Consider the following 14260-nt stretch of genomic DNA (forward strand, 5'->3'; position numbering starts at 1 on the left):
GGCGGGCTCCGGTTAAAAATGTACCGGAACCTTACCAGCCTCGACGCCGGCTTTCAGGATTTCGATGCTGCGAGCATGGCCGCTCGCAGGCGTTCCAGACGCTCGATCGGGTCGTCGGCCTCCAGCAATTGCTGCTTGATTTCGAGGTCGATCGGGAGCAGTTCGGTCAGCCGCGCGGCAACCCAGGTCGAGTCGTCGAAGCGCCGTTCCAGGTGCGACCAGGGCGTACCCAGCTGGTCCAGCAAGCGCTCCAGCAGGTCGGCCAACGAGGCATAGTCGACCGGCAGGCTCACCTCGGGATACTCCGGCAAGGGCTCCACATCACCCAGCCACAGGCCGTCATCGGCGTGCCGGGCATTGTGGATGACCCGCCGGCCCTCGCCCTTGACCAGGATCCCCAGCAACCCGTCGGGACGCTGGTCCCAGTCCACAATGATCGCCTCGGTGCCGACACTGTAGAAACCCGCGGAGGGATCCGTCTCGGACGGGAGTTCACCGGATTCGCGTTCCGGTTCGGTCGCCACGATGACGAAGCGACCATCGCTGCGCAGGCAGCGCCGCACCATGTCCAGATAGCGGGTCTCGAAGATCCGCAGCGGCAGCAACCCCTCGGGGAACAGCACCGTGTTCAGCGGAAACAGCGGCAGCGTGGTCATGCATTCTCTCCCGGCTCCGGGGCCGCGCCCCAGCGCGGCACCAGGGCGTGCTCGACGTCGAGGTGATCCAGCACCCGCGCCACCATGAAGTCGATCAGGTCATCGATGGACTGCGGACGGTGATAGAAGGCCGGATTCGCCGGCATCACCACCGCGCCCATGCGCGCCAGACGCAGCATGTTCTCCAGGTGGATCTCGGAGAACGGCGTCTCGCGCACCACCAGCAGGAGCTTGCGGCGTTCCTTGAGCACCACGTCGGCGGCGCGCTCGATCAGCCCGCGCGAGGCACCGGTCGCAATGGCCGACACGGTGGCGGTGGTGCAGGGGCAGACCACCATGGCCTCCGGCACGGCCGAGCCGCTGGCGACCGGGGCGGTCCATTGCTCGGGCCCGTAACAGTGGATCTGATCGGGGGCCGCCTGATAGCGGTCGGCGAAGTAGCGCGCAATCTCCGCCGGGCGGCCGGGCAAATTCAGGTCCGTTTCCAGCCCGAGGACGACCTGCGCCGGCTTCGACAGCATCAGGTGCACCTGGACGCCGGACTCGACCAGGCACTGCAACAGGCGCAAACCATACGGCGCACCGGAGGCGCCGGTCAGGGCCAGAGAGATGCTGCGCGGGCGTTCGGTCATGCGGGCGTCCCCTGCAGGGCGTCAATCAGGCGCAGGTGCAACCCGTCGAAGCCTCCGTTGCTCATGATCACCAGCGTATCGCCGGATCGAACGGTGGCAAGAATCCCCTGCAGCAGGGATTCGATATCGCGCGCCACGGACAAGTGCTCGCCGAGTTGCTGTTGCAGGCCCTCGGTGGACCAGTCGATCTCCGGGGCATGGTACAGATGCACTGCGTCGGCCTGCGCAAGCGCCGTACCCAGGGCCTCGGCGTGCACCCCCATGCGCATCGTGTTGGAACGCGGCTCGAGGATCGCCACCAGACGCCCACCCGGCGCCACCTGTCCGCGCAGCCCTTCGAGGGTCAGGCGGATCGCCGTGGGGTGGTGGGCGAAGTCGTCGATCACCCGGATGCCGTCGATCTCGGCGCGCAGCTCCTGACGCCGACGAACGCCGCGAAACGCCGGCATGGCGGCCAGGCCCGTAGCCAGCGGAACGCCGGCATGCCGAGCGGCGGCCAGGGCCGCCAGGGCATTCGCCAGGTTGTGACGCCCGGTCAGCGACCATTCCACCCGCCCCTGTGCCACGCCATCGGCCAGCACCTCGAAGACCGAGGCCTCGGGGTTCAGGGCGCGCGCGGCCAGCGCGGGGGTCGCATTTCCAGTGTCGCCTTCAGGGTCGGTCGCGAGGCGCTCCACCGGCGTCCAGCACCCCATCTCCAGCACCCTCTCCAGTGCGGCATCACCGGCCGGCATCAGGATACGCCCCTGCCCCGGCACCGTACGCACCAGGTGATGGAACTGGCGCTCGATCGCGGACAGGTCGGGGTAGATGTCGGCGTGGTCGAATTCGAGATTATTCAGGACCAGGGTGCGCGGGCGGTAATGGACGAACTTGGCGCGCTTGTCGAAGAACGCGCTGTCGTATTCGTCGGCCTCGATCACGAAAAACGGGGCATCCCCCAGGCGCGCACTGACCCCGAAATTGCCGGGGACCCCGCCGATCAGAAAGCCGGGGCTCAGCCCCGCGTATTCAAGAATCCAGGCGAGCATGCTGGCGGTCGTGGTCTTGCCATGGGTACCGGCTACCGCCAGCACCCAGCGATCACGAAGGATGTGTTCGGCCAGCCACTGCGGGCCCGAGGTGTAGTCCAGCCCGCGATCCAGCAGGGCCTCGACGACGGGCATGCCGCGGCGCATTACATTACCGACCACGACGGGCCCCGCGTCGGGCAGCGTATCGGGGTCGTAGCCCTCATGGTAGGCAATCCCGGCCTTTTCCAGCTGATCGCTCATGGGCGGGTACAGCTTCTGGTCGGAACCCGTGACCGCATACCCCTGCGCGCGCGCCAACTGGGCCAGCCCGCCCATGAAGGTCCCGCCAATCCCGAGGACGTGGAGCTGCCCGCCGGTCACTGGAACAGCCCGATCGCGGTCTGGGTGGCCACGCTGGAGACCACTATATAACCAAGCGCGATCAGCATTCCCACCAGACGCGAACCCAACCCCAGCGCCTGCTGCAGGATGTGACCAAAGACGAGCAGCAACCAGGCCAGGAGCACCAGCATCCCGAACACGACCCCGGTGGCGACCTCCTCCGGCTCGCGCGCCGGATCGGGTCCGCCCGCCAGCACCATCAGCAACGCCATCAACAAGCCCAGGACCGCGCCGGTCCCCGCCATCGCGGTGAAGGTCTGGCGCCAGCGATCCGCTACGCCCTGCATGTTCAGCAGGATGGCGACAAAGGCATACAGGACCACCAGGTCCATCACGTTCAGTGCCAGCGCCTGGCCGAAGCCGTACAGCGGGATCCCGATCACCATGCCGGCGATCAGGGCGATGCCGACCCAGAAGACCAGCGTGCCGTTATCCGCCGGCAGGTCCTGCGGCCCGGCGTGCAGGCGCAGGATGTTCAGCATCGCGGCAAGGCCGTTCAACGTTCGCTCTCCTCGGCCTCCATGGCCTCCAGCGCCTCGAGCTCATCCAGTTCGTCCAGCATGGCATCGGCCTCGCCATCCGGCCTGCCGCCCCGCACCAGGAAGTCCCGGCGCTGCAGGTAACCCTGGCGCATCGCGATGTAGGGGTCGTCGGACAGTTGCGCCAGCATACGTTCGGTCGGGATCAAGCCGGCGCGCATGTCGACCACGTCCAGTGCGATCAGGCCGATCCACCACCCGGTGTGATCGTCGCGCAGGTTAGTGTGATAGAGCGGGCTGGTGTATCCATCCACCAGCCGCGCCGGGGCATCCCGTGCCGTGCTCGGTCCGAGGAAGGGCAGCTGGAGGTAGGGGCCTCGCGCCACGCCCCAGGCGCCCAGTGTCTGGCCGAAGTCCTCGTTGTTCTTGTCCAGCCCCATGGGCGAGGCGACGTCGATCAGCCCGAACAGCCCGAAGGTCGAATTGAACATGATTCGCCCGGTATCCGAGGCGGCGTTTTCCAGGTTGCCCTGCAACAGGTTGTTGAACAGGACCGTGAAGTCATTGAGGTTGGAAAAGAAGTTGCCCACCCCGGTCTGCACCGGTTGCGGCAGGCGCTGGTACTGCACGGCGGCCGGGCGCAGCAGCGACTCGTCGAAGTCCTGATTGATCTCGAACACCGCCCGGTTGTAGGACTCCCAGGGATCATCGGGGTGGCGGTCCTCGCTGGGCACCGTCGCGCAACCCGCCAGACCAAGAAACATCAGGGCCAGCAGGGCCGGGCGCAAACAGGAGACAACAGACATGTGATTCCTTAATTTTTCGATCCGGCGCCGAGCCGGTTACGCTCAGGCCCCAGTGATCGGGTAGATGTCCGCCTTGCGGGCAACCCCGACCTGACCGCGGCCCTGATCCTTGGCTTGATAACAGGCGCGATCCGCGGCGACAAAGGCCTCGTCCACCCCCGGCACGTCCGGTCCCAGCTCGACCACGCCCACTGAGGCGCCAATGGTGACGTCCCGGGCCTCCACCTGCAACGGCCGGTCGGCAAGGGCCGAGCAGATCCGCTGACCAAGGATACGCCCATACTCCGCGTTCGTATCGCGCGCGATCACGGCGAACTCGTCACCCCCAATCCGGGCCACGGCATCGTGACCCCGGGTCAGCTGGCGCAGCACATGAGCAACCTGGCGCAGCAGTTCGTCGCCGACCCGATGGCCATGGCGGTCGTTCACGTCCTTGAAGTAGTCGAGGTCCACCAGCAGCAGGCTGGCCACCGCACGGTTGTCGCGGGCGGCATGCATGGCAATCTCCAGCTCGCGCTCGAAGGCGCGCCGGTTCAACAAGCCGGTGAGGCCATCGTGGCTCGCCTCGTGCACCAGCCGATCCACCAGCCTGCGTTCCTCGGAGACATCCGTCAGCACCAGCAGGGTCCGCACGGAACTACCGGCTACCGGGTCAAGCGCGGTACGGGCGATACGCACGATCAATTCGTGACCGTCACGCCGGACCAGGCGGGCATCCGAACGCTCGCCGAGGGCCTGGTTCAGCGCTTCGCCCCGGGCATCCGCCGGCAGCAGGGGGCGGCCGGTACCCAGTTCGCGCAAGTCGAGCAGTTGATCCAGGGAACAACCCAGAACCTGATCCCGGGTCAGGCCCGCCAGCTCGCGGGCCGCAGGGTTCACGTAGGAGATCCCGCCACGTGCATCCAGGGTGATCACCGCATCCGGGATCGCGTCCATGCTGCGCTCGAGGTTGCGCCCGGAGCGACGCACCCGGGTGTGGACCCGCGAGACATACAGCAGCGCCAGCAGCGCGACCACTGCCAGCGCCGAGACCAGCCACAGGATGTTGTCACGCAGCCAGACCAGGATATCGAAGGGCTGCGGCGCATACAGGCCAACTCCCAGTTCGTACATCAGCCCGTGCACGTCCTCGTAGGACCGGGGTGCTGCCCAGCCGCCGATGCCGGCCGCCTGACTTGCCGGATGTTCCGCATCCAGCGACAGGGTCGCCAGCAGGATGGCATGCGCCAGCCCGGTATCCAGGTCACCACGCATCGCCAGCGGCCACTCGGGGTACAAACGGGTACTGGCGCGGTAAGTGAACGATGGGAAGGCGCGCTCGCCGACCACCCGGACCTGCTCCACCCGTGGATCGCCACGTGCCTCCAGGTCCTCCAGGATGCCGGTCCGGAAGGTCGCGGCATCGACCTCCCCCTGCAGCACCCAGTCGAGGCCGCGGCCGACCGGAAAGCCGGTAAATACCACCGACGCCAGATCACTCTCGACGTCCAGCCCGGCCGCCTGCAATTCGCGCCAGGTCATCCACCAGCCCCCAAAGGCATCAGGATGCACCGCGGACAAGCGCTGCCCCCGCAGATCGTCCAGCTCCACCAGGTCATCCCGATCGGCGCGGGCGATCACGACGGCCCCGAACCGGTCCTCGTCACGGCCCACCTGACGCGGCTGCATGGTCGCGATGCGCGATATCCCGTGCTGCTGCTCCAACATCACGTAGGAACCGCTGTTGGTCAGGATCAGATCGAAGCGCTGGTCTGCTACCGCCGCCTGCAACCCGTCGTTGTCCACCGGCTCCAGCACGAAACGGGCCCCGTCGATCTGCTCTGACAGGTACTCGACGAATGGCGTCCAGCGTTGGCGTGCCACATCGTCGCCGCGGTGGGCGAGCACCCCGAAGACCAGGCGCTGCTCGTCCACCGCCGCCGTTTCCTCCGCGAACAAGGGCGCCGAGGGATACAGCAACAGAAAACCCACCAGGAACACCGCCAGGCCACCAGACATCCACGCGTTTCCCGGGCGCCGGAGCGGGGCAACCTTCAATGAGGAGCGCTGGCGGCCCGCCCCGCTCATGTCATGTCGGCTTGCGGTTGCGGCTGGCGGCGATACGCAGGCGCAGTGCGTTCAGGCGGATGAAGCCCTCGGCGTCCTTCTGGTCGTAGGCGCCGGCGTCATCCTCGAAAGTGGCGATGGCATCGTCGAACAGGGTGTCCTCGGAACGACGCCCCGCGACGATCACGTTGCCCTTGTACAAGCGCAGGCGCACCTCGCCGTTGACCACGCCCTGGGTGTCGTCAATCGCGGCCTGCAGCATGCGCCGCTCCGGGCTCCACCAGTAGCCGTTGTAGATGATGCTGGCGTAGCGCGGCATCAGCTCGTCCTTCAGGTGCGCGGCCTCGCGGTCCAGGGTGATGGATTCCAGCGCCCGGCGGGCACGCAAGAGGATCGTGCCACCCGGGGTCTCGTAGCAGCCGCGCGACTTCATGCCGACATAGCGGTTTTCGACGATATCCAGGCGGCCGACACCGTGGGCCCCGCCGCGCTCGTTGAGCTTCGCGAGCAACTCCGCCGCGCTCAGGCGCTCGCCGTTGATCGAGACCGGATCGCCCTTCTCGAAGCCGATGGTCAGGGTCTCGGATTCGTCCGGCGCGGCCTCCGGGGAGACCGACCAGCGCCACATGTCTTCCTCGGCCTCGGTCCACGGGTCCTCCAGCGGGCCACCTTCGTAGGAGATGTGCAGCAGGTTGGCATCCATCGAATACGGCGACTTGGTGCCCTGCTTCTTGTAGTCCACCGGGATGTTGTGCTGCTCGGCGTAGGCCATCAGGCGCTCGCGCGAGTTCAGGTCCCATTCGCGCCAGGGGGCGATCACCTTGATGCCCGGCTTCAGCGCATAGGCGCCCAGCTCGAAACGCACCTGGTCGTTGCCCTTGCCGGTGGCGCCGTGGGCGATCGCGTCGGCTCCGGTCTCCTCGGCGATCTCGACCAGGCGGCGTGCGATCAGCGGGCGCGCGATGGAGGTACCCAGCAGGTACTCGCCCTCGTAGATCGTGTTGGCGCGGAACATCGGGAACACGTAATCGCGCACGAAGATCTCGCGCAGGTCCTCGATGTAGATCTGCTTCACCCCCAGGGCCTCGGCCTTGGCGCGGGCCGGCTCGACCTCCTCGCCCTGGCCCAGATCGGCGGTGAAGGTGATGACCTCGCAGCCGTACTGATCCTCCAGCCATTTGAGGATGACCGAGGTATCCAGACCGCCGGAGTATGCAAGGACGACGCGCTTGATCGAGGAGCTCATAAGAATTTCTATCCTTTTCCTAAGGTAAAGATATAGTCGTTTTCGCGACCGGCGTCACTACCACGCCGGGGTCGCGGAGGGTGCGGCCGGATCCGGAACGGGGCCGGGGACGCGGCCCTCGGACCCTTCCGTGTCGGCGACGGGGGCGTCACCCGCGTCCGCATCGCCGCTGTCCAGCCACCAGATATCACTGCGCCGCGAGGCCTGGCGCGCGCCATCGGCGGCCGGGTCGACACCCGGGGCCTCGATCTCGACACCCGCAGCCGGGAGACCCGCCTCCACCAGTGCCTGACGTACCACCTCCGCACGATTGCGGCTGAGGGGACGGTTGATCTCCAACGGCCCGGCGGCATCCGTCCAGCCAACGACCCGAACGCGCGGGGTCTCCGTAGCCGTCAGGATGCGGGCCGCGCGCTCCAGAACCTCGCGTGCCTCGGGATCCAGACGATGGCTACCGGTTTCGAAGTAAACGCTCCAGCGATCCAGCGCGCCCCCGTCCGGGCTCGCGGCAGGCGCGTCCTGCCCGCCATAACAGGCGCGGAAATCGCGCGCACGGAGGGCAAAACGAATGCCGCGAAAGTGCACCGAGTCGTCACCATCGGGAAAATCGATGCGCACGTCATGGCCTGCCAGCAGGCGGGCCTTCAGGAGTTGGGCCGATCCCTGTGGCACCCGGAACAAGCGATCGTCATGGGCCTGCAGCCGCAGATCCAGGGGCGACTGGGTCGCCGGACGCAGCCATTCGGGCGCGCCGGTGCGCAGCCGCGGCGTGACGCCCGCCGGCATCGCGTAGGGGGCCTGCCAGAAGACTGCGGTCAACAGGCCCGGCCGGGCCTCGAAACGCAGCGTACCGCCGTGACGCACGGTCTGCTGGATGCGACAGGTGGCTTCTTCCTCGGTCAGCTGCCAGTCACTACGCTCCAGCGGTTCGCTGTAGGGCGCAGCACCCGCCGTGGCCATACCCACCCCCAGCAGCACCAATCCCGGGAGTGCGCAACGCAGCCACTGGCGCAAGCGGGCCACGACCCGCTAGCGCTTTTTCGGCGGCAGGATGTCGGTGATCGAGCCGTGCGCGACCTCGGCGGCGAAGGCCACCGTCTCGCTGAGCGTCGGGTGCGGGTGCACCGTCAGACCGATGTCTTCCATCTCGGCGCCCATCTCCAGCGCCAGCATCGCCTCGCCGATCAGGTCGCCCGCGGACGGGCCGACGATACCGGCTCCGATCACGCGGCCATCCGCATCGAACAGCAGTTTGGTCAGGCCGTCCTCGGCACCCAGCGCGATCGCCCGGCCGGAGGCAGCCCAGGGGAACACGCCCTTGGTGTATTCGATGCCGTCGGCCTTGGCCTGCTCCTCGGTCACGCCCATCCAGGCGACCTCGGGGTGGGTATAGGCCACCGACGGGATCGCGCGGGCGTCGAAGTGGACTTTGTGCCCGGCGATCACCTCGGCGGCGACCTTGCCCTCGTGAGTGGCCTTGTGCGCCAGCATCGGCTGGCCGACCACGTCGCCGATGGCGAAGATGTGCTCGACGTTGGTGCGCTGCTGGCTGTCGACCTCGATGAAGCCGCGCTCGCTCACCTGCACGCCGGCCGCCTCGGCCTTGATCTTCGCCCCGTTCGGGCCGCGGCCCACGGCGACCAGCACGCGATCGAAGGTGTCCTCTTCCGGCAGGCCCTTGGCCTCGCCCTCGAACTGGCAGACAATCCCGGCCTTGGTGGCCTTGGCACCGGATACCTTGCTCTTCAGGAAGATATTCTCGAAGCGTTTCTTCGCGCGCTTCTCGAACGGGCGCACGATGTCGCGGTCCGCGCCCGGCATTAGGGTGTCGGACAGCTCCACCACCGTGACCTTCGCCCCCAGCGACTCGTACACGCAGGCCATCTCCAGGCCGATGATGCCGCCACCAACCACCAGCATGCGGTCCGGGATCTCCGCCAGGTCCAGCGCGTCGGTGGAATCCATCACCCGCTCGTCGTCCCAGGGGAAGCCGGGCAGCTTGATCGCCTGCGAACCAACGGCGATGATCGCGTGCTCGAAGCCGATCACCTCGCGGCCGTCATTGCCCTCCACTGCGATGCTGTTGGCGCCGGTGAATTCGCCGACGCCCTGGACCACGCGCACCTTGCGCTGTTTGCACAGCTGCTTGAGCCCGCCGGTCAGCTTCTTGACCGTGCCGCCCTTGTAGCCTCGCAGGCCCTCCAGATCGATCTCCGGTTCGCCGAACTTGATACCCAGCGCGGCAAAGCGCTCGGCCTCGTGCAGCACCTCGCCGGCATGCAGCAGCGCCTTGGACGGGATGCAGCCGACGTTCAGGCACACGCCGCCGATCTGCGGATAGCGCTCGACCATCACCACGTCCAGGCCCAGATCCGCGGCGCGGAAGGCGGCGGTATAACCGCCGGGGCCGGAACCCAGCACCAGCACCTGGCACTGGCTGTCGGTGTTCGGGTCGGCGGCCGCCTTGGGGGCCGCCGCCTTTTTCGGCGCACTCGCGGCGCCGGACTCCGCCTTCGCGGATTCGGCCTTTTCGCCGCCGCCGGACGCCGGCGCATCCGCGCCGCCCGCGGCCTCGCCACTCCCCTCGAGATCCAGGAGCTTGCTGCCCTTGGACACCTTGTCCCCGACCTTCACGTGCAGCTTCTTCACCGTGCCGGCCTCGGGGGCGGGCACGTCGATGGTCGCCTTGTCGGACTCCAGGGTGATCAGCGGGTCTTCCGGGGCGATCTCGCTGCCCGGCTGCACCAGGACCTCGATAATCTCGACGTCCTTGAAATCCCCGATGTCCGGGACCTCGATGGTCTTGGTCTGGCTCATCCAGTCACTCCGGTTGCGATTACAAAAGCATGCGGCGCATGTCGGACAACAGCCCGCTCAGCGTGGTAGCGAAGCGCGCGCCCAGGGCGCCGTCGATCACCCGGTGATCGTACGACAGTGCCAGCGGCAGGATCAGGCGCGGCTCGAACTCCTTGCCGTTCCAGACCGGCTTCATGCTGGAGCGCGACACGCCGAGGATCGCGACCTCGGGGGCGTTCACGATCGGCGTGAACTGGGTCCCGCCGATCCCGCCGAGGCTGGAGATGGTCAGGCATCCCCCCTGCATGTCCGCCGGCTTCAGCTTCTTGTCACGGGCACGCTGGGACAGGTCCATGAGTTCGGAGGCGATATCGACCAGGCTCTTGCGGTCCACGTCGCGCACCACCGGGACGACCAGGCCGTCCGGGGTGTCCACCGCGATGCCGAGGTTGTAGTACTGCTTGATGATCAGGTTCTCGCCGGTCGCGTCCAGCGAGGCGTTGAAACGCGGGTACTGCTTCAACGCGGAGACCACCGCCTTCATCAGGAACGGCAGGAAGGTGACCTTCACGCCCTTCTTTTCGTACTCGGCCTTCAGCGACTTGCGGAAGTCCTCGAGCTCGGTGATGTCGGCCTCGTCGAACTGGGTCACGTGCGGGACGGTGACCCAGTTGCGGTGCAGGTTCTTGCCGGTGAGCTTGTTGATCTTCGACAGCGGCTGGGTCTCGATCGGGCCGAATTCGGAGAAGTCGATCTCCGGCATCGGCTCGACCCCCAGCCCACCACCGGCGCCCTGGCTCAAGGCGCGCTTGACGAAGCCCTGCACGTCCTCGCGCAGGATGCGCCCCTTGCGCCCGGAACCCTCGACCTTGCTCAGGTCCACGCCCAACTCGCGCGCGAACTTGCGCACCACCGGCGAGGCATGCGCCTTGCGGAAGGCCGACTCGTCACGGATGTGCTCGGTGGGCGACGGGCGCGGGTCGGCCCGGTCGGCGGCCTTCGGCGCCTCGGAGGGCTGCGGCTTTTCGGCCTCGGGGGCCGATTCGGCTTTGGCATCCGAAGAGGATGCTTCCGGCTTCGGCGGCTCGTCTTTCGCGGACTTGTCCTCGGCGGCACCCTCGTCGGAGGGTTCCAGCTCCAGGATCGGGTCGCCCTCGTTGACGCGATCGCCGGCCTTCACTTTGAGCGCCTTTACGGTCCCGCCCTGCGGGGCCGGGATCTCGATGGAGGCCTTGTCCGATTCCAGCGTGATCAGGGGATCCTCCGGGGCGATGGTGTCCCCGGGGCTCACGATCACCTCGATAATCTCGACGTCCTTGAAGTCACCGATGTCCGGTACGTGCACGGTAGTCGTGTTGCTCATGTCTGCTCCTGCCTCGGTACCGGCGGCCTCAGGCCTGCAACGGGTTGGGCCGTTCGACGTCGATCTTGTACTTCTTGATCGCGTCGGAGACGGTCTTGGCCTCGACGGTCCCGGCGTCGGCCAGGGCCTTCAGGGCCGTGACCGCGATGTGGTAACGATCGACCTCGAAGTGCCGGCGCAGCGCCGCGCGGGTGTCCGAGCGGCCGAAGCCATCGGTTCCCAGCACGCGATAGTCGGCCGGCACGAAGGCGCGGATCTGGTCGGCGTAGGCCTGAACGTAATCGGTGGCGGCCACCACCGGGTCGTCCGAGCCGCCCAGGCACTCCTCGACCCAGGACTTTCGTGGCTTGGCCTCCGGGTTCAGGCGCGCATGGCGGTCGGCATCGCGGCCGTCGCGGGCCAGCTCGTTGAAGCTGGTCGCGCTCCAGACCTCGGCGGCCACGCCGAAGTCCTTGTCCAGCATTTCGGCGGCGGCGATGGCCTCGCGCAGGATGGTTCCGGAACCCAGCAGGCGCACCTTCTTTTTCTTGCGTCCGCCGGCCTGCAACCGGTACAGGCCGCGACGGATGCCTTCCTCGGCGCCCTTCGGCATGGCCGGCTGCGGGTAGTTCTCGTTCATCACGGTGATGTAGTAGAAGACGCTCTGCTGCTCCGCGTACATGCGGCGCATGCCGTCCTGCACGATCACCGCCAGCTCGTAGGCGAAGGTCGGGTCGTAGGCGATGCAGTTGGGCACGTTGGCGGCCATCATCAGGCTGTGACCGTCATCATGCTGCAGGCCTTCGCCGGCCAGCGTGGTGCGCCCGGCCGTCGCGCCCATCAGGAAGCCGCGCGCGCGCATGTCGCCGGCGGCCCAGATCAGGTCGCCGACCCGCTGGAAGCCGAACATCGAATAGAAGATGTAGAACGGCACCATCGCCACGCCATGCGTGGAGTAGGACGTGGCCGCGGCAATCCAGGAGGACATGGAGCCAGCCTCGTTGATCCCCTCTTCCAGGATCTGGCCCTTCTTGTCCTCCTTGTAATACATCACCTGTTCCTTGTCCTGCGGCTCGTAGAGCTGGCCGACCGAGGAATAGATCCCCAGCTGGCGGAACAGCCCTTCCATGCCGAAGGTCCGTGCCTCGTCGGGCACGATCGGGACGATGTTCTTGCCGATCTTCTTGTCGCGGGCGAGCAGGGTCAGCAGGCGCACGAAGGCCATGGTGGTGGACATCTCGCGCTCGCCGGAAGCCTCCAGCAGGCCGTTGAAGGCATCCAGCCCGGGCACTTCGAGCGGCGTGGCCAGCGGCCGACGCACGGGCAGGTGACCGCCCAGGTCGTTGCGCCGCGCGTTCATGTACTTCATCTCTTCGGAGTCGGGATCCGGCTTGATATATTCGGCCTTCTCCACCTGCTCGTCGGACAGCGGGATGTTGAAGCGGTCGCGGAACTGCTTCATGTCGTCCGCATCCATCTTCTTCTGGCTGTGGGTGCGGTTCTGGGCCTCGCCCGCCGCGCCCATGCCGTAGCCCTTCACGGTGTGGGCGAGGATCACGGTCGGCTGTCCCTTGTGCTCGGTGGCCGCCTTGTAGGCCGCATAGACTTTGACCGGGTCGTGCCCCCCGCGATTCAGGCGCCAGATGTCCTCGTCGGACATGTTGGCCACCATGCGCTTGAGCTCGGGATACTTGCCAAAGAAGTGCTCGCGCACGTAGGCGCCGTCACGCGACTTGTAGTTCTGGTAGTCGCCGTCGACCGCCTCCATCATGCGTTTTTGCAGCAGGCCGTCGGTGTCCTTGGCGAGCAGCGGGTCCCAGTAGCGGCCCCACAGCACCTTGACCACGTTCCAGCCAGCGCCGCGGAAGATCGCCTCCAGCTCCTGCACGATCTTGCCATTGCCGCGCACGGGGCCGTCCAGGCGCTGCAGGTTGCAGTTGACCACCCAGGTCAGGTTGTCGAGCTTCTCGCGCGAGGCCAGGGTGATTGCACCGAGGGTCTCGGGCTCGTCCACCTCGCCGTCGCCGACAAAGCTCCACACGCGGCGGTTTTCGGTCTGCGCCAGGCCGCGATCCTGCAGGTAGCGCATGAAGCGCGCCTGGTAGATGCTCATGATCGGGCCAAGCCCCATGGAGACCGTCGGGAACTGCCAGAAGTCGGGCATCAGCCACGGGTGCGGGTAGGACGACAGGCCCTTGCCGTCGACCTCGCGGCGGAAGTGATCCAGCTGTTCCTCGGTCAGGCGCCCCTCCATGAACGCGCGGGCGTAGATGCCCGGCGAGGAGTGACCCTGGGCGAACAGCAGGTCACCACCGTGGTCATGCGACGGGGCGTGCCAGAAGTGGTTGAAGCCAACGTCGTACAGCGTCGCGGCGGAGGCGAAGGTCGCGATGTGTCCGCCCAGTTCGGCGGAGGCTCGGTTGGCCTTGACCACCATCGCCATCGCGTTCCAGCGGATGTAGGAACGAATGCGATGCTCCACCGCGCCGTCGCCCGGATATTCCGGCTCCAGGTGCGTGGGGATGGTATTCACATAGGCGGTGTTGGCGGAGTACGGCAGGTAGGCCCCGCTGCGGCGCGCCTTGTCGACCAGACGTTCAAGGAGGGCATGTGCCCGCTCGGGGCCATCCGTCTCCAGCACGGAGGCCAGGGCGTCAATCCACTCCTGGGTCTCCTGCGGGTCGATATCGTGTTCGGTCGCGTTCGGGTCCATGCGTTCTACCCCTGAAAACGGGTTGGGAATCGGGTTGCCACTACAGGGCCGGGCCACCGGGCGGTCGGGCATTTGCTACCATGCGCCGGTGTCGGGCGGGCATAAAAGGCGCAAGTATCCCGACTGTGC

General features: G+C 67.0%; 10 protein-coding genes and 1 pseudogene. All 11 read right to left on the minus strand.

Annotated features, from left to right (window positions below):
* Positions 1–53 precede the first annotated feature (53 nt).
* Entirely contained in the window at positions 54–656 is a 603-nt protein-coding gene (locus TVD_RS12000) for an LON peptidase substrate-binding domain-containing protein (protein WP_019567639.1), read from the minus strand.
* Positions 653–1288: a flavin prenyltransferase UbiX gene (locus TVD_RS12005; protein WP_047251690.1), complete on the minus strand. Its 636-nt coding sequence runs from the start codon at positions 1286–1288 to the stop codon at positions 653–655. Before TVD_RS12005 ends, TVD_RS12000 begins: the two co-directional genes overlap by 4 nt.
* Entirely contained in the window at positions 1285–2682 is a 1398-nt protein-coding gene (gene mpl / locus TVD_RS12010; RefSeq protein WP_047251691.1) for a UDP-N-acetylmuramate:L-alanyl-gamma-D-glutamyl-meso-diaminopimelate ligase, read from the minus strand. Before mpl ends, TVD_RS12005 begins: the two co-directional genes overlap by 4 nt.
* Positions 2679–3203, minus strand: a complete 525-nt coding sequence (locus TVD_RS12015) for a hypothetical protein (protein WP_018951626.1) — start codon at positions 3201–3203, stop codon at positions 2679–2681. Before TVD_RS12015 ends, mpl begins: the two co-directional genes overlap by 4 nt.
* Positions 3200–3988, minus strand: a complete 789-nt coding sequence (locus TVD_RS12020) for an MlaA family lipoprotein (RefSeq protein ID WP_047251692.1) — start codon at positions 3986–3988, stop codon at positions 3200–3202. The genes TVD_RS12015 and TVD_RS12020 overlap by 4 nt, the downstream gene beginning before the upstream one ends.
* A 42-nt stretch (positions 3989–4030) precedes the next feature.
* A complete protein-coding gene (locus TVD_RS12025; protein ID WP_047251693.1) occupies positions 4031–5986 on the minus strand; it encodes a diguanylate cyclase in 1956 nt (651 codons plus the stop codon).
* 70 nt (positions 5987–6056) lie between these two features.
* Positions 6057–7280: an argininosuccinate synthase gene (locus TVD_RS12030; RefSeq protein WP_019562805.1), complete on the minus strand. Its 1224-nt coding sequence runs from the start codon at positions 7278–7280 to the stop codon at positions 6057–6059.
* A 57-nt stretch (positions 7281–7337) separates the two neighbouring features.
* Entirely contained in the window at positions 7338–8303 is a 966-nt protein-coding gene (locus TVD_RS12035; protein ID WP_047251694.1) for a MotY family protein, read from the minus strand.
* Between the two features lie 6 nt (positions 8304–8309).
* Positions 8310–10097, minus strand: a complete 1788-nt coding sequence (gene lpdA, locus TVD_RS12040; RefSeq protein WP_047251695.1) for a dihydrolipoyl dehydrogenase — start codon at positions 10095–10097, stop codon at positions 8310–8312.
* A gap of 19 nt (positions 10098–10116) precedes the next feature.
* A pseudogene (gene aceF, locus TVD_RS12045) lies at positions 10117–11472 on the minus strand (dihydrolipoyllysine-residue acetyltransferase); the annotation flags it as partial.
* Positions 11468–14131, minus strand: a complete 2664-nt coding sequence (aceE, locus tag TVD_RS12050) for a pyruvate dehydrogenase (acetyl-transferring), homodimeric type (protein ID WP_047251697.1) — start codon at positions 14129–14131, stop codon at positions 11468–11470. The pseudogene aceF and the gene aceE, both read right to left, overlap by 5 nt.
* Between the last annotated feature and the right edge of the window lie 129 nt (positions 14132–14260).

Source organism: Thioalkalivibrio versutus, from assembly GCF_001020955.1.
Lineage (GTDB): Bacteria > Pseudomonadota > Gammaproteobacteria > Ectothiorhodospirales > Ectothiorhodospiraceae > Thioalkalivibrio > Thioalkalivibrio versutus.

Bases quoted from the DNA above. Each gene is read 5' to 3' on its own strand.
- aceE (WP_047251697.1), bottom strand. From the start codon at position 14,131: ATGGACCCGAACGCGACCGAACACGATATCGACCCGCAGGAGACCCAG.
- TVD_RS12000 (WP_019567639.1), bottom strand. From the start codon at position 656: ATGACCACGCTGCCGCTGTTTCCGCTGAACACGGTGCTGTTCCCCGAG.
- TVD_RS12030 (WP_019562805.1), bottom strand. From the start codon at position 7,280: ATGAGCTCCTCGATCAAGCGCGTCGTCCTTGCATACTCCGGCGGTCTG.
- TVD_RS12005 (WP_047251690.1), bottom strand. From the start codon at position 1,288: ATGACCGAACGCCCGCGCAGCATCTCTCTGGCCCTGACCGGCGCCTCC.
- TVD_RS12025 (WP_047251693.1), bottom strand. From the start codon at position 5,986: ATGTCTGGTGGCCTGGCGGTGTTCCTGGTGGGTTTTCTGTTGCTGTAT.
- TVD_RS12020 (WP_047251692.1), bottom strand. From the start codon at position 3,988: ATGTCTGTTGTCTCCTGTTTGCGCCCGGCCCTGCTGGCCCTGATGTTT.
- lpdA (WP_047251695.1), bottom strand. From the start codon at position 10,097: ATGAGCCAGACCAAGACCATCGAGGTCCCGGACATCGGGGATTTCAAG.